Source organism: Bradyrhizobium sp. NAS80.1 (genome assembly GCF_001908205.1).
Taxonomy (GTDB): domain Bacteria; phylum Pseudomonadota; class Alphaproteobacteria; order Rhizobiales; family Xanthobacteraceae; genus Bradyrhizobium.
In genome coordinates this window covers 1-14,578 of the sequence record NZ_LGHL01000179.1, presented here as the reverse complement: position 1 = coordinate 14,578, position 14,578 = coordinate 1, and the positions used below count along the sequence as shown (strand labels likewise).

12 protein-coding genes are annotated in these 14,578 nt (G+C 64.8%); 9 read left to right on the top strand and 3 right to left on the bottom strand.

The window, feature by feature from the left end; genetic code table 11:
- The first annotated feature begins 132 nt into the window (after positions 1-132).
- The 5 genes from AC629_RS34030 (at position 133) to AC629_RS34010 (ending at position 7,238) form a co-directional block, all read left to right on the top strand.
- Positions 133-2,217 carry a hydantoinase/oxoprolinase family protein gene (locus AC629_RS34030; RefSeq protein WP_084809164.1) on the top strand — a complete coding sequence of 695 codons (2,085 nt, stop codon included), beginning with the start codon at positions 133-135 and terminating at the stop codon, positions 2,215-2,217.
- A gap of 2 nt (positions 2,218-2,219) precedes the next feature.
- Positions 2,220-3,878, top strand: a complete 1,659-nt coding sequence (locus tag AC629_RS34025) for a hydantoinase B/oxoprolinase family protein (protein ID WP_084809163.1) — start codon at positions 2,220-2,222, stop codon at positions 3,876-3,878.
- A 398-nt stretch (positions 3,879-4,276) separates the two neighbouring features.
- Positions 4,277-5,992 (top strand): pyrroloquinoline quinone-dependent dehydrogenase, encoded by a 1,716-nt coding sequence (locus AC629_RS34020; protein WP_084809162.1) that lies wholly within the window; start codon positions 4,277-4,279, stop codon positions 5,990-5,992.
- A gap of 88 nt (positions 5,993-6,080) precedes the next feature.
- Positions 6,081-6,434, top strand: coding sequence for a c-type cytochrome (locus tag AC629_RS45855; protein WP_143199648.1), 354 nt, complete (start codon positions 6,081-6,083; stop codon positions 6,432-6,434).
- Between the two features lie 36 nt (positions 6,435-6,470).
- A complete protein-coding gene (locus tag AC629_RS34010; protein WP_084809161.1) occupies positions 6,471-7,238 on the top strand; it encodes a substrate-binding periplasmic protein in 768 nt (255 codons plus the stop codon).
- An 81-nt stretch (positions 7,239-7,319) separates the two neighbouring features.
- On the opposite strand, the gene AC629_RS34005 is transcribed toward AC629_RS34010, so the two are convergent.
- Entirely contained in the window at positions 7,320-7,964 is a 645-nt protein-coding gene (locus AC629_RS34005) for a glutathione binding-like protein (RefSeq protein WP_084809160.1), read from the bottom strand.
- A 116-nt stretch (positions 7,965-8,080) separates the two neighbouring features.
- Here AC629_RS34005 and AC629_RS34000 point away from each other — a divergent pair, with 116 nt between their 5' ends.
- Entirely contained in the window at positions 8,081-8,725 is a 645-nt protein-coding gene (locus tag AC629_RS34000; RefSeq protein WP_084809159.1) for a TetR/AcrR family transcriptional regulator, read from the top strand.
- 175 nt (positions 8,726-8,900) lie between these two features.
- Here the strand turns inward: AC629_RS34000 and AC629_RS33995 are convergent, their stop codons facing one another.
- Positions 8,901-10,868, bottom strand: coding sequence for a methyl-accepting chemotaxis protein (locus AC629_RS33995; protein ID WP_084809158.1), 1,968 nt, complete (start codon positions 10,866-10,868; stop codon positions 8,901-8,903).
- Positions 10,869-11,062: 194 nt separating this feature from the next.
- The gene (locus tag AC629_RS33990) at positions 11,063-12,028 is read right to left on the bottom strand and encodes a 2-hydroxyacid dehydrogenase (protein WP_084809157.1); all 966 of its coding nucleotides are present in this window, start codon (positions 12,026-12,028) and stop codon (positions 11,063-11,065) included.
- A 143-nt stretch (positions 12,029-12,171) separates the two neighbouring features.
- On the opposite strand from AC629_RS33990, the gene AC629_RS33985 reads away from it, so the two are divergent.
- From AC629_RS33985 to AC629_RS33975, 3 genes are all read left to right on the top strand, one after another.
- Positions 12,172-12,540 carry a YciI family protein gene (locus AC629_RS33985; protein ID WP_074121342.1) on the top strand — a complete coding sequence of 123 codons (369 nt, stop codon included), beginning with the start codon at positions 12,172-12,174 and terminating at the stop codon, positions 12,538-12,540.
- Positions 12,537-13,838, top strand: coding sequence for an RNA polymerase sigma factor (locus AC629_RS33980; RefSeq protein ID WP_084809156.1), 1,302 nt, complete (start codon positions 12,537-12,539; stop codon positions 13,836-13,838). The genes AC629_RS33985 and AC629_RS33980 overlap by 4 nt, the downstream gene beginning before the upstream one ends.
- Before the next feature lie 186 nt (positions 13,839-14,024).
- A complete protein-coding gene (locus AC629_RS33975; protein WP_084809155.1) occupies positions 14,025-14,561 on the top strand; it encodes an SRPBCC family protein in 537 nt (178 codons plus the stop codon).
- Positions 14,562-14,578 lie beyond the last annotated feature (17 nt).

The following is a 14,578-nucleotide window of genomic DNA, read 5'->3' as shown; positions in this document are numbered from 1 at the left end:
GCCACCCGCACTCTCCTATCGCATAGGTGCCACGCAAATCGGCCCCAGCGGCTTCACCATTTGCGCCGCCGCTGGTATGAAAATTGCTGCGGTTTCGACCCCAGTCTGACGATCAGCGCGGAGAGTTTTGGAATGCTTGAGGGAGCCGAGGTGCGCCTTGCTGTGGATATCGGCGGCACGTTCACCGACATCGTGCTGGACGTGGGTGAGGTGCGCAAGACGCGCAAGGTGCTGACCACGCCGCAGCGGCCCGAGCAGGCGGTGCTGGACGGGATGCGTCTCATCCTGACTGACGCGCGCGCGCATATGAGCGACATCGACGTCTTCATTCACGGCACCACGCTCGCGACCAATGCGATCATCGAGCGGCGCGGCGCCAAGACGGCGCTGATCGCCACGGCCGGCTTCCGCGACGTGCTCGATATCGGCACCGAGAGCCGCTACGATCAGTACGATCTCAGCATCGACAAGCCGAAGCCGCTGGCACCGCGCAGCTTGCGCTTCACCGTCCCCGAGCGCATCGACGCCCATGGCGCCGTCCGCCTGCCGCTGGATGAGGCCGCGGTGCGCGCGCTCGCGCCGAAATTGCGCGCGCTGAAGGTCGAGAGCGTCGCGATTGCCTTCCTGCACTCCTACGCCAATCCCGAGCACGAGCGCCGCGCGGCCGCGATCCTCGCTGAGGAGATGCCCGGCATCTCCGTGACGGTGTCCTCCGCCGTGTGCCCGGAGATCCGCGAATATGAGCGTACATCGACCGCCGTCGCCAACGCCTATGTGCAGCCGCTGATCGACGGCTATCTTGCCCGCATGGCCGACGCCTTGCAGGTCGAGCAGTTCCGCGGCGCCATTTATCTCGTCACCTCCGGTGGCGGCGTGACGTCGATCGAGACGGCGCGGCGTTTTCCGGTGCGTCTCGTCGAGTCCGGCCCCGCCGGCGGCGCGATCTTCGCTGCGCAGATCGCGGCGCGCCTTGGCGAGAGCAAGGTGCTGTCCTTCGACATGGGCGGCACCACGGCAAAAATCTGCCTGATCGAGAAATTCCAACCTGAGACCTCGCGCGTGTTCGAGGTCGATCGCGCGGCGCGCTTCCTGAAGGGCTCCGGCCTGCCGGTGCGCATCCCCGTGATCGAGATGGTCGAGATCGGCGCCGGTGGCGGCTCGATCGCGCATGTCGACGCGATGAAGCGTGTCACTGTGGGGCCCGAGAGCGCCTCGTCGGAGCCGGGGCCCGCCTGCTACGGCCGCGGCGGCCAGCGCCCGGCGGTGACGGATGCGGACGTTGCGCTCGGCATGATCGATCCCGACGCCTTTGCGGCCGGCACTATCAAGCTCAGCCCCGAGCTTTCGATGCAGGCGCTGCTGCGCGACGTGGGCGAGCCGCTGGGTCTGTCGGCGGAAACCGCGGCTTATGCCGTGCATGAGGTCGTCTGCGAGAACATGGCGAGCGCCGCGCGCGTGCATGCGGTCGAGCGCGGTGAGATTGTCGGCCAGCATACGCTGATCGCGTTCGGCGGCGCCGCGCCGCTGCATGCGGCGCGTGTGGCCGAAAAGATCGGCGTCTCCAGGGTGATCGTGCCGTCGAATGCCGGTGTCGGTTCTGCCGTTGGTTTCCTCGCCGCTCCCATCGCCTATGAGCTGGTGCGCAGCCGTCATGTCCGGCTCGACGATTTCGACACCGAGGCGGTTTCCGATCTCTTGCAGGAGATGGCGACCGAAGCCCGCGCGCTGGTCGAGCCCGGCGCAGCCGGCGCACCGGTGCGCGAGCGCCGCGCCGCCTTCATGCGCTATGTCGGCCAGGGCCACGAGATCACGGTCGAGCTGCCGAACCGGCGGTTGACGGCGGCTGATCTCGCCGGCCTGCGCCAGAAGTTCGAGGCGGACTATTCGGCGATGTTCGAGCGGCCGATCCCGGGCGCCGCGATCGAGGTCCTGAGCTGGTCGGTGCTCGCGACCACCGAGGCGCGCAATCCGCCCACGGTTGCGGCCGTCGCGCGCAAGCCGGCGGGCAAGGCCTCCGGCAGTCGAAAGTTCTTCGACGGCCGCGCAGGCGAGGTGATTGAGATCCCGCTCTATCGCCGCGAGGACATGGCGCCGGGCACAACCATCGCAGGTCCCGCCGTGATCGCAGAGGACGAGACATCTACCTTCGTCTCGACCAGTTTTGACGCCCATATCGACGGTGCCGGCAGCATCGTCATGGAACGAAAGGCGGCCTGATCATGAGCAAGGCAAGCGGCGCGAGCCTGATCGACCTTCAGATCATGTGGCACCGGCTGATCGCCGTGGTCGAGGAGCAGGCGCAGGTGCTGCTCCGCACCGCCTTCAGCCCGATCGTGCGCGAATGCGGCGACCTCTCCGCCGGCGTGTTCGACCTTAGGGGACGGATGCTGGCGCAGGCGGTGACCGGCACGCCCGGTCACGTCAATTCGATGGCCGAATCGGTCAAGCACTTCATCGCGCATTTCCCGCTTGAGACGATGAAGGAGGGCGATGCCTACATCACCAACGATCCCTGGATGGGCACCGGGCATCTCAACGATTTCGTCGTCACCACGCCGTGCTTCAAGGACGGCAAGATCGTTGCGCTGTTCTCCTGCACCAGCCATCTGATGGACATCGGCGGCATCGGCTTCGGACCCGACGCCACCGACGTGTTCATGGAGGGGCTCTACATCCCCATGCTGAAGCTGATCGACCAGGGCGTCGTCAACGAGACGCTGATGGCGATGATCCGCACCAACACGCGGCTGCCGATCGACACCGAGGGCGACACCTATTCGCTGGCCGGCTGCAACGACGTCGGCTGCGAGCGCCTGGTCGAGATGATGGCCGAGTTCGGCATCGACACGCTCGACGAGCTCGGCGACTACATCTGCGACCGCTCGCGCGAGGCCGTGCTAGCCGAGATCGCGAAATTGCCAAAGGGGACTTGGCGCAACAGCATGGTCGTGGACGGCTATGACGCGCCGGTCACGCTGGCCGCGACGCTGACGATTTCGGAAGAGGGCATTCATGTCGATTTCGACGGCACCTCGGCCGCATCGAAGTTCGGCATCAACGTCCCCTTGTCCTATACGACGGCCTACACCGTGTTCGGCCTCGGCTGTGTCGTCGCCTCGCAGATCCCGAACAATGCCGGCTCGCTCTCGCCGCTGACGGTGTCGGCGCCCGCGGGCGCGATCCTCAATGCGCCAAAGCCCGCGCCTGTCGCCTCCCGCCACATCATCGGCCAGATGCTGCCCGACGTGGTGTTCGGCTGCCTGCGCCAGATCATTCCGGAGCGCGTGCCGGCGGAAGGCACCTCGTGCCTGTGGAATCTCAACGTCCGCGGACAGACCCGCTCGGGCGTCGGCGGCAACTACGGGTTCTCAATGGCAGTGACCAGCAACGGCGGCACCGGTGCGCGCTTCGGCAAGGACGGGCTGTCCGCGACCGCCTATCCCAGTGGCGTGCGGGGCACGCCGGTCGAGATCGCGGAGACGCAGACGCCGCTGATCTTCTGGCGCAAGGAGCTGCGTGCGGATTCCGGCGGGGCAGGGCGCACCCGCGGCGGCCTCGGCCAGATCATCGAGGTCGGCACCGGCATTGATGCGCCGTTCGACATTTTGGCAGCCTTCGACCGCATCGATCATCCGCCGCGTGGCCGTGATGGCGGCCGGGATGGCGAGGCCGGTTATGTCGGCCTGAAGTCCGGACAGAAGATGCGTGGCAAGGGCTTTCAGACCGTTCCGCCCGACGACCGGCTGGTGGTGATGACGCCGGGTGGCGCCGGCATCGGTGCGCCCACAATGCGCGATCGCGCGGCGCTCAAGGACGACGTCGAGAGTGGGCTGGTGTCTTCAGAAAATGCCTTGGCGATCTATGGGCACGCGGGGTGACGTGGCTCGTCATGATGATCTCGACTTCGTGCTCTTGCTGACACTCTGGCCCGGCATCGTCACGATCTTGCCGCGTGTGTTGTACGGCTAACCCCGTCCGGGGATTTGTCGATTTAAGCGAAACGGTCAGCCCTACTGCCGTTTCAAATTCGCCCTCGCGCGTCAAATTTGCATCGTGCGCGCATTCCGTCTTTGCACGCCCGGTGATCCGGCGTACGCTATGCCTGCTAGCAGAAGTACAATAGCAACTACTCCAGTGAACGTAGCTCCTTTGGCGATGTGCGCCGAAAGAGGGGGACATCTGTTGGCGACTCGGAGAACGTGTACTGAACTGCAAATACCCCTCGCACCGGCGCTTGCAAGACGCAATCAACAGACTCAAGCGGGAGGAAGTGCACATGAGGAAGCAATGGCTTAATTCGGGCTTACCGGTTCTCGTCGCTGCGACGCTTGCGACGTCGGCGGCGTGGGCTCAAGCCGTGGATACTGCCCGGATCGAGGCCGGTGGTCAGAACGATTGGCTCACCTATCACGGCTCGTACAAGTCGTATCACTACAGCCCCCTCTCACAGATCAATGCCGGCAATGTGAGCAATCTGGGGGTCGCCTGGATTCACATCCCCGGACGTTCGACCCGGGGGCTGCAATCGATGCCGCTCGTTGCCGATGGCGTGCTCTACTACACCGGCTCCTATAGCCGCACCTTTGCGCTGAACGGCGCTACCGGCGAGGTGATCTGGTCCTACTTCCCCGAGCTGGATGAAGCCTTGGTCGCGCGGCAGACCCATTCGCCCTACAATCGCGGTGCCGCCCTCGGCGAGGGAAAGGTCTTTGTGGGGACAATGGATGGCCGTCTCATCGCGCTCGACACGAAGACCGGAAAGGTCATGTGGGACACCAAGCTGATCGATTCCCAGAAGCTGACCGTTGGGTTCACCGGAGCCCCGCTTTACGCCAAAGGCACGGTGGTGATCGGCGCGCAGGGCGGCGAATGGCCGGGCCGGGGCCCGATCTTCGGTGTTGATGCTGCCACCGGCAAGAAGAAATGGGAATTCCTGACGGTTGCCGGCACCGACGACGCCATGAAGACCTGGGGCAATGACTCCTGGCGTACTGGCGGCGGCGGCGGCTGGATGCCGGGTACCTACGATGCCGAGAACAACACGGTCCTGTGGGGCACTGCCAACCCGGCGCCGCTCTACGACTGGTCGGGAGCCGACTACAAGACGCAAGGCGCGCGTCCGGGAGACAATCTCTACACCACCTCGGTGATCGCGCTCGATATCGATACCGGCAAGCTGAAATCCTATCACCAGGAACTGCCTCACGACGCCTGGGACTTCGATAGCGCGGTCGGCGAGTTCGTGATGCTCGATCGCGACGGCCAGAAATACGTCGTCCATCCGAACAAGAGTGGATACATCTTCGTCTATGACCGCAACCTCGGCGTCAAGAACGTCTGGCGGATCACGCAGAACAGCAATTTCGTCAAGGACATTGATCCCAAGACGGGTGCGCTGATCGGTCGTCGCGACTTCACCGCCGGCAAGGTTTCCGAGCCGCTGTGCCCGCACATTTCCGGTGGGGTGAGCTGGAACTCCGGGTCGTACAACCCGAAGACGGGGCTCTATTACAAGCTCGGCCAGGAATGGTGCATGAACCTCGAAGTTCAGAAGACGACCCCGATCGTTGCTCCTCAGGCCCAGCTCAACATCGGCGCCGACTTCAAGATCACGCCGCCGCCCGGCGGTGAGATCTATGGCCATCTCGACGCGCGCGACCCCATCACCGGCACCAAGAAGTGGGAAGTCCGCTTCCCTGAGCCACCGCTCGGTAGCGTATTGTCGACCGGAGGCAATCTGGTGTTCGTGCCGGATTCGCGAGGCACAGTTCATGCCTATGATGCCGACTCCGGTGCCGAACTGTGGAGTCACGGCGACGGCACCGGCCATCAGGGCGGCATCATCAGCTATGCCGTCAACGGCAAGCAGTACATCGCGGTCGTCGCCGGCTTCGGCGGCATGGCTTCGGATGACTACGCGCCGACCTTCGGCGGTGTCTACAAGAGCATGCCGCGCGACGACGGCGCGCTCGTCGTCTACAGTCTGAAATAAGGCCCTCGTGACGCCGGGAGGGAGCGGTGTGACGCCGCTCCCTCCCATCAAATCGAATCTGGATTCCTGAGAGGCAGGTTTAGCCGGTATGCGATTGACCCGGAACATCACGACATTGTCGACGCCGACACTTGCCGTGCTCCTCACGATTTCAGCCTTGCCGTCTCGCGCGCAGCAGCCCCCGCCGCCCGCACCGGACAATGGACAGATCGATGTCGCGCAGTTGTTCGCGACGACCTGTGGCTGGTGTCACTCCGCCGGCGGTCGTGCCGCCGGCAAGGGGCCGCAGCTCATGGATACCAAGCGAGATGACGACTTCATTCGCAACCGGATCAAGAACGGCAAGGAAGGCGCGATGCCCGCCTTCGGCGCGGCGTTCAGTGATGCGCAGATCGAGGATATCATCAAGTACATCCGCGCTCTGAAGCCACAGGAAGGCTAAGCCTGGAAACCAGTACTGAGCCACACCGGAAATCTCATGAAGACCTGTCTCCCCCTCGTGGTCGGCGCCTTGCTGGGATTATCCAGTGTGGCGCAGGGCCGTTCCCTCGACGCGATCCGCGACTCCGGCGCGATCGGGCTATGCGCCCACCCCAACTCGCTGCCCTTCGCCAACAAGGCCGGTGATCCTCCGGGATTTCAGATTGAGCTGGGCCAAGCGCTCGCGCGCGAGCTTGGCGTCTCGCTCAGGCCCGACTGGATCATCACGCAGTACCAGATGCGCAGCGCCGGCTGTGACATCGTGCTCGACATCATCGCCGATCGCGAGGCGCAAGGCGAAACCCGCTTGAGGATATCGAAACCGTACTATCGCACGGGCGTCGCGCTCGCGGTGCCGTCCTCCAGCGCGCTGACCTCGTTCAAGAGCCTGAACGAATCTACCAAGGTGGGCGTGCAGGTCGGATCCGTCGCAGCCATGATCATCGGTCAGCGGCGCGTACCAACATCGACGTTCGGATTCGAGACTGACAGCCTCGATGCGGTGTCGAATCATGACATCGATGCCGCCGCGGTCACGCCCACCGCGGCGAGCTATTTCAATCTGACGCATCCGGACAAGGCACTCCGGATCCTGGATCGCGACGAGAGCGTGGCCGATCTCAACTGGAATGTCGCTGTTGGCATGGTCCGTCCGGATGATGCGTTGCGCGAAGCCATCGACCGGGCACTGGAACGGCTGCGGAAAGACGGTACGATCGACCGGATATACGGCCGCTATGGGATCGTGCTGCAAGCGCCGAAATAGCTGTTTGCTCGAAAGAACGACGCCGTCCCGGCCCAGCCGGGACGGCGTCGCTATGCCAAACATCAGATATGGCTTTGTGCCTCAAGCCGCCGCCTTCTTCCGCGCCTGCTCGGCCTTGTACAGCTCGAACTCTTCCGCGATCGCCTTGGCGATCGAGGGCCGCTGGCGCAGGCGCTCGTAATACGCCTTCAGGTTCGGCCATTTCGCAAGCTCGATCGGCGGCGCCGCCATGGTCCAGTTGATGACCGTGACGAGATAGGCGTCCGCGACGCTGAAATGATCGAGCAGGAACTCGCGTCCCTCCAGGTAATTGTCGAGATAGTCAAGTCGCGACAAGTTCTTCTCCAGCACGTAGGCCTTTGCTTCCTGCGGCGCCTTGCGGTCGAGCACGGGGACGAACAGGCCCTTATGCAGCTCGGTGCCGATGAAGCAGAGCCATTGATGCAGACGCGTGCGATCAATGCCCTGTGCTGCGCCGAGACCGGATTGCGGGAAGCGGTCGGCGACGTACTGCAGAATCGCCGCGTTCTCTGTCAGCACCACGCCTTCATCGGTGCGCAGTGTCGGCACGAGGCCGATCGGGTTCACGGAGCGGAAGTCGGTGCCGTCGCTCAGCACCTTCTTGGTCGGCGGATCGACTTCGAGATAATTCGCCTCGGCCCCGGCTTCGTACAGCGCGACGCGGGTCGCCATCGAACAGGCGAGCGGCGAGAAATAAAGATCCATCTTGGGCCTCCTTAGGCAATTCCTTGGTGTGACTTTTGAAGTGTCGCTCAACCTGGCCAGATTGATTTTTGTACTGTCTTGCATAATATATCACCGGTCAAGGATTAATTTGCGAAATGGTACAAAAATCGAAGCCGCCAGCTGTGGCCACTTCCCCCAAACGCCGCGGTCGCCCGCGCGCCTACGAGCCCGACGTCGCGCTCGGCAAGGCACTCGATCTGTTCCGCAGGCAGGGTTTTGCGGCGACCTCGCTGGATGATTTGAGCGAAGCCACCGGCATGAACCGGCCGAGCCTCTACGGCGCCTTCGGTGATAAGCGCGAGCTCTACATCAAGAGCTACCAGCGCTACCGCGAGGAAGCGCGCGCATCGATGGTCGAGATCTTTCGCCAGGAGATGCCGGTGCGCCAGCGCCTGGAGCGCATCTTCGCCTCCGCGCTGAACATCTATCTCGCAGGTGAGACCGGTCCGCGCGGCTGCTTCACCGTGGTGACCGCAGCCTCAGAAGCGGTGAGCGATCCCGAGATCCGCGCCATGGTGCTCGAGGGCCTCACCGAACTCGACAAGGCTTTTGCAAGTTGCTTCCGCCGCGCAAAAGAAAACGGCGAGTTGCCGGAGAGCGCCGATCCCGCCGTGCTGGCCCAGCTCGCCTCCGCCACCGTGCACACCATCGCCATCCGCGCGCGCGCGCGTGTCCCGCGCAAGGATCTGGAAGCGATCGTGAAGGGCGCGATCGATGTGATGGTGGGAATCAAGGGGTAAGCTGTCGTCCCGGACAAGCGAAGCGCGATCCGGGACCCATAACCACAGGCAAAGGTTTGGCGAAGACTCGGGGTTATAAGTCTACCCGCGACTCGCACCGCACCTTATCGAAAGATCACGCGGTATGGGTCCCCGCGCTCGCCGGGACGACACCGGCGTGCGATCCCGCGCCTGACTACGCCGCCCGGATATGCGCGAGGAAGCGATCGACCTCGTCGCGCAGCCGTTGCGACTGCTTCGACAGTTCGACTGCCGAGCCCAGCACTTCCTCTGCCGCCGTTCCCGTCGCTGCGATGCCGTCGGTGACGCCTGCGATGTTCTGCGAGACTTCGCCGGTGCGGGCGGCAGCCTGCTGGACGTTCTGCGCGATTTCCTGCGTCGCCGTGCCCTGCTGGCTGACGGCGGCCGCGATGGCTGCGGAGATCTCGTCGACCTGCCGAATCGTCGCGCAGATCGACTGGATGCCGTCAACTGCGCCGGTGGTCTCGCCTTGCACCGCCGTCACTTGCGCGTCGATCTCCTCGGTCGCCTTCGCGGTCTGCGTCGCCAGCGCCTTGACCTCCGACGCCACCACCGCAAAGCCGCGGCCGGCCTCGCCGGCACGCGCAGCCTCGATGGTCGCGTTCAGTGCCAGCAGATTGGTTTGCCCGGCGATGCCGTTGATGAAGGAGACGACGTCGCCGATCTTCTGTGCCGCGTCCGCAAGGCTCTGCACGCGCGCGTTGGACCTTTGTCCGTCACTCGCGGCCTTGCCCACCACCTCGGTGGCATGCGCGAGACGGCGGCTGATCTCGCTCATCGACGACGACAGCTCTTCGGCCGCGGCCGCGACCGTCTGCACGTTCTCCGAGGCCAGCGCGGAGGCCGAGGACACCGCATGTGTCTGCGCCTTCGATTGCGCGACGATGGCCGACATCGACCGTGCCGTCTGCTCCATCTCGACTGCCGCGGAGGATACGGTGGCGACGACCTCGCTGATGCTTGCCTCAAAGCTGTCGGCGAGCGCGGCGAACGCCCGCCGCTTCTCCCGCTCGGACTGTGCCACGGTGTCGGCCTGTTGGGCCTGGAGGCGGTTGAAGCTTACGGCATTGTCGCGGAAAACCGCGACCGCCTTCACCATCGCGCCGACCTCGTCATTCGCCTTGCTGGCGGGAATGGCAACGTCGAGACGGCCGTCTGCGAGCTCGCGCATGACGTTCGTGATCGACAGGATCGGACGCGAGATGCTGCGGGCGATGAGGTAGCCGACGATTGCGGCGAGCCCGAGCCCGAGCGCGGCGATGCCGAGCGAAAGCCACCACGCGCGATCGGCGGAAGCGACATAGTCGGCATTGTCCATCACCAGCTCGACGGCGCCGAGCGGCTTGCCGGAAAAGTCCTTGATCGGTCCGAGCAGCGAGGCGACCGGCGTGTTGTCGAGCTTGGCCTGCCGCATGGTGAAGTCGCCGCCGGCGGCGCGACCGTAATCGGCCGCATCGAAGAAGCTCTTGCCCCTCAGCGTGCCGCCGAACAGCTTGAAGCCCGAGCCGTCCGCGAGGTGGAAGGCAATGTCGACATGGCGGTTGAGCTTGAAATCGTCGAGGAACGACTGGCCGAAGGTCAGGCCGAACTCCACGGAGCCGAGATGCTTGCCGGCTTGCGCGATCGGCACCACGCCGCGGATGCCGAGCCCGGCCACGCCGCCTTCGAGGCCGACGACAACCTTGCGCTCCTGGTTGGCGACCAGAACGGTCTTGCGGAAGCCGGAGAGGTCGTCACCGAATTTGGCGGGCTGGTGGACGCGCAGGAACGAGGTTGCTGGCGCCACATGAAACTGAAACTGGTCGACGCCGTATTCCGACTTTGTGGCGGCAAAGACCGGCCCGAACAGGCCGACCAGGGCGTCGCGGTCCTGCCTGGCCATCGCGTCCTGCGTGGCCGGCATCGCGGCCACGACGGCGCTCATGGCGGCGGCGCGGTGGGATTCTTCCGCAATCCGCGACAGTAGCGCATCATAATGGCTGCGCAGCTCGCGCTGGTCGGCGCGGTCGATGATCCCGGAGATGATCCACATCGCCCCGAGCACGGCAAACAGCGCGGTCGCCGCCGCCGTGACCGCGAGGGCAAAGGTGATCCGCATCCTGAGGCCGAGGCGCGCGCGCATGTCCTACTCGTTCTTTGAGCGTTGGTTAATAACGCCTATCAACTACTCGCTAAGAGAGGGTGAACGGGGAGGGCACGGCTAGTGGTTGTGGTCAGTGCGGCGGCTGCCCGCCAAAACGACGGTGTCGTCCCCGCGAACGCGGGGACGACACCGAGGATGGCGCGCGTGCGTGATTCTTCCAGGCAGCCGAAGCGCTAATACCCCCTGGCCCGGTCCACCACATTCTCCAGCGTCCCGCCGGCCTCGAACCGGGCGATTTGTTCGGCAACATAGGCCGAGATCGCGTCCGCATCGGTGTCGGCCGCGTTGTGCGGGGTCAGCACCACCTTCGGGTGGGTCCAGAACCGGCTGTCCGCCGGCTGCGGCTCCTGAACGAAGACGTCGAGCGAGGCGGCGCCCAGCGTACCGTCGTCGAGGCAGGCCAGGATGTCGGCCTCGTTCTGGAGGCCGCCGCGGCCGGCATTGATCAGCACCGGTGCGCCGAGCGGACTGTTGCGGTTGAGTTTTGCGAAGACGTCGCGGTTGAGGATGCCGTGCGTCTCCGGCGTCAGCGGCAACAGGCAGACCAGGATGTCGGTCGCGCGCAGGAACGCATCGATCTGGGTGCTGCCATGGAAGCATTCGACCCCCTCGATCGTGCGCGGGCTGCGACTCCAGCCGGTGACGCGGAAGCCGAGGCGGCGCAGCACGTCGGCCGCGTCGGCGCCGAGCGTGCCCAATCCCATGACGCCGACCGTGACCGCGCTCGCCGGCCATTGATATTTCGGCTCCCAGCGCTTCTCGCGCTGCGAGCCCCGCAGGTAAAGCTCCTGGCGGTGGTGCATCAGCACGTGCAGCACGACATATTCGGTCATGCGATTGGTGAGATCCGGCACGGCGACGCGAACCAGCGGCACGTTGGGCAGGCTCTTGTCCGCCATCAGCGCATCGACGCCCGCGCCGAGATTGAAGATGGCCCGCAAATTGGGGAAAGAGCCGAGGTCACCCGGCACCGGCTTCCACACCGCGGCATAGTGCACCTCGGCCGGATCGAGCCAGGCATCGGGTAGCAGCACCACGCGCCGTCCGCCGCAGACTGCATCGAACCGGACCTTCCAGCGCTCCGGCAGCCAGTTCTGCTGCGTGCTGTTGATCAGGACGGCCAGTGTGCCCATGGTCATTCGAAGTGCCTCGTCGGGTTCCGGTTTTGAAGGCCTTCCTTGGCACGATCTGCCGGATTTTTCTCGCAAATTTTTTCCGCAGCGCTGTCGGGGCGGGGCATAGTGGATCGTCTTCACAACAAGAGTCAGAGAAGGTGCTGCCCATGCTTTATGCGATCCTTTGCTATCACGACGAGGACTTCGTCGGCTCCTGGAGCAAGGACCAGGACGAGGCCGTGATGAAGAAGCTCGCCGTGGTTCAGGAAGGTCTCGCCAAGCAGGGCCGGCTCGGACCGGTGGCGCGGCTACTGCCGACCACGGCGGCGGCGACCTTGCGCAAGGAAGACCCGCCGCTGGTGCTCGATGGTCCCTATGCCGAGACCAAGGAGCAGTTGCTCGGCTTCTACATCGTCGACTGCAAGAATCTCGACGAGGCGCTCGACGTTGCGCGCGACCTTGGCGCGGCCAATCCCGGCGGCGCTTATGAGGTGCGTCCCGTCGGCGTGTTCCGGCCCGGAGGAAATTTGACGTGAGCGAGACCGATACCGCCTGGATCGAGACCGCGCTGACCTCGGCGCGTCCGCAGGCGGTCGGCGCGCTGCTCCGCTATTTTCGCGATCTCGATACGGCGGAGGAGGCGTTCCAGAACGCGTGCCTGCGCGCGCTGAAAACCTGGCCGCAGAACGGGCCGCCGCGCGATCCCGCGGCCTGGCTGATCATGGTCGGCCGCAACGTTGCGATCGACGAGGTTCGCCGCGCCCGCAAGCAGCAGCCGCTGCCCGAGGACGACCAGGCGATCTCCGATCTCGATGATGCCGAAGGCGCGCTCGCCGAGCGGCTCGACGGCTCGCACTACCGCGACGACATCCTGCGGCTAATGTTCATCTGCTGTCATCCGCAATTGCCGGCGACGCAGCAGATCGCGCTCGCGCTGCGGATCGTCTCGGGCCTCACGGTGAAGCAGATCGCGCGCGCCTTCCTGGTCTCGGAGGCGGCGATGGAGCAGCGCATCACGCGCGCCAAGGCCAAGGTCGCAGAGGCCGGAACGCCGTTCGAATCGCCCGGCGCGGTCGAGCGCTCGGAGCGGCTGGCCGGCGTCGCGGCGATGATCTACCTGATCTTCAACGAGGGCTATTCGGCCAGCGGCGACACCGCCGAGCTGCGCAAACCGCTCTGCGAGGAGGCGATCCGGCTGGCGCGGCTGTTGCTGCGGCTGTTCCAGAGCGAGCCGGAAATCATGGGGCTCACGGCGCTTATCCTGTTGCAACATGCACGCAGCGCCGCGCGCTTTGCCGCGGACGGCTCGCTGATCCTGCTGGACGACCAGGACCGCTCGCTGTGGAACGGGACCATGATCGCGGAAGGCCTCGCTCTGATCGACAAGGCGATGCGCCATCGCCGCAGCGGTCCCTACCAGATCCAGGCCGCGATCGCCGCGCTGCATGCCCGCGCATCGTCACCCGAGGAGACCGACTGGACGCAGATCGACCTGCTCTACGGCGCGCTCGAGGTGGTGCAGCCTTCGCCGGTGGTGACGCTCAACCGCGCGGTCGCGGTCTCCAAGGTGCGCGGGCCGCAAGCCGCGCTCGATCTGATCGAGCCGCTGGCGCAGAAGCTTGCCAACTACTTCCATTTCTACGGCGTGCGCGGCGCCTTCCTGATGCAACTCGGCCACAACGACGAAGCCCGCATCGCCTTCGACCGTGCCATCGCGCTCGCCAACACTTCGGCGGAAGCCACCCACATCCGCATGCACATTGATCGCCTGATCCGGGACAGCCTGCCGAAGGGAGGCAGTGGAGGCGTCAAGCAAGGTGCGAAGGCGCAGTAGGGCCTTGCCGTCATTCCGGGGCGATGCGAAGCATCGAACCCGGAAGCTCGAGATTCTCAGGTGCGCAATTGCGCACCTTGATCTGGTCCTTCGGACTATCCCGGAATGACGACCAAAAATCATTCCTGTCTCATGTCGGCCCCAGCCACCCCCCTTCGTCCTAAGCCCGTATCCAGGGAGCCATTCATGTTGAAAGGTGTTGCCATCTTCGCCGTCGTGCTCGCGGTCGGAATTGCGGGAGTGCTCGTCTTCGCCCTCTCCAAGCCCGATACGTTCCGCGTCGAGCGCTCGCTCGCCGTGAAGGCGCCGGCTGAAGCGATCTACCCGCTGGTTGCCGATTTCCACCGCTGGACGGGTTGGTCGCCCTATGAGGGCCGTGATCCCGGCATGAAGCGCACCTTCGGCGGAACTGCGGTCGGCAAGGGCGCGACCTACGCCTGGGACGGCAACAGCAACGTCGGCGCAGGGCATATGGAGATCCTCAAGGCAAATACGCCGTCAAAGTTGCGCATCAAGCTCGATTTCGAGCGTCCCTTCGAGGGGCACAACACCGCCGAGTTCACGTTTGTGCCGCAAGGCGATGCCACACTGGTCACATGGGCGATGTACGGTCCTGCCCCGTTCATGTCCAAGGTCATGCAGGTCTTCCTCAACATGGACAGCATGATCGGCAAGGACTTTGAGGCCGGGCTCGCCAGCTTGAAGAAGCTCACCGAGAAGTAACGGCCTCGCACCTCAAG

What these genes read in the sequence shown, in the direction of transcription:
- AC629_RS34030 (WP_084809164.1), top strand. Translation starts at nt 133, where the DNA reads ATGCTTGAGGGAGCCGAGGTGCGCCTTGCTGTGGATATCGGCGGCACG.
- AC629_RS34025 (WP_084809163.1), top strand. Translation starts at nt 2,220, where the DNA reads ATGAGCAAGGCAAGCGGCGCGAGCCTGATCGACCTTCAGATCATGTGG.
- AC629_RS34020 (WP_084809162.1), top strand. Translation starts at nt 4,277, where the DNA reads ATGAGGAAGCAATGGCTTAATTCGGGCTTACCGGTTCTCGTCGCTGCG.
- AC629_RS45855 (WP_143199648.1), top strand. Translation starts at nt 6,081, where the DNA reads ATGCGATTGACCCGGAACATCACGACATTGTCGACGCCGACACTTGCC.
- AC629_RS34010 (WP_084809161.1), top strand. Translation starts at nt 6,471, where the DNA reads ATGAAGACCTGTCTCCCCCTCGTGGTCGGCGCCTTGCTGGGATTATCC.
- AC629_RS34005 (WP_084809160.1), bottom strand. Translation starts at nt 7,964, where the DNA reads ATGGATCTTTATTTCTCGCCGCTCGCCTGTTCGATGGCGACCCGCGTC.
- AC629_RS34000 (WP_084809159.1), top strand. Translation starts at nt 8,081, where the DNA reads ATGGTACAAAAATCGAAGCCGCCAGCTGTGGCCACTTCCCCCAAACGC.
- AC629_RS33995 (WP_084809158.1), bottom strand. Translation starts at nt 10,868, where the DNA reads ATGCGCGCGCGCCTCGGCCTCAGGATGCGGATCACCTTTGCCCTCGCG.
- AC629_RS33990 (WP_084809157.1), bottom strand. Translation starts at nt 12,028, where the DNA reads ATGACCATGGGCACACTGGCCGTCCTGATCAACAGCACGCAGCAGAAC.
- AC629_RS33985 (WP_074121342.1), top strand. Translation starts at nt 12,172, where the DNA reads ATGCTTTATGCGATCCTTTGCTATCACGACGAGGACTTCGTCGGCTCC.
- AC629_RS33975 (WP_084809155.1), top strand. Translation starts at nt 14,025, where the DNA reads ATGTTGAAAGGTGTTGCCATCTTCGCCGTCGTGCTCGCGGTCGGAATT.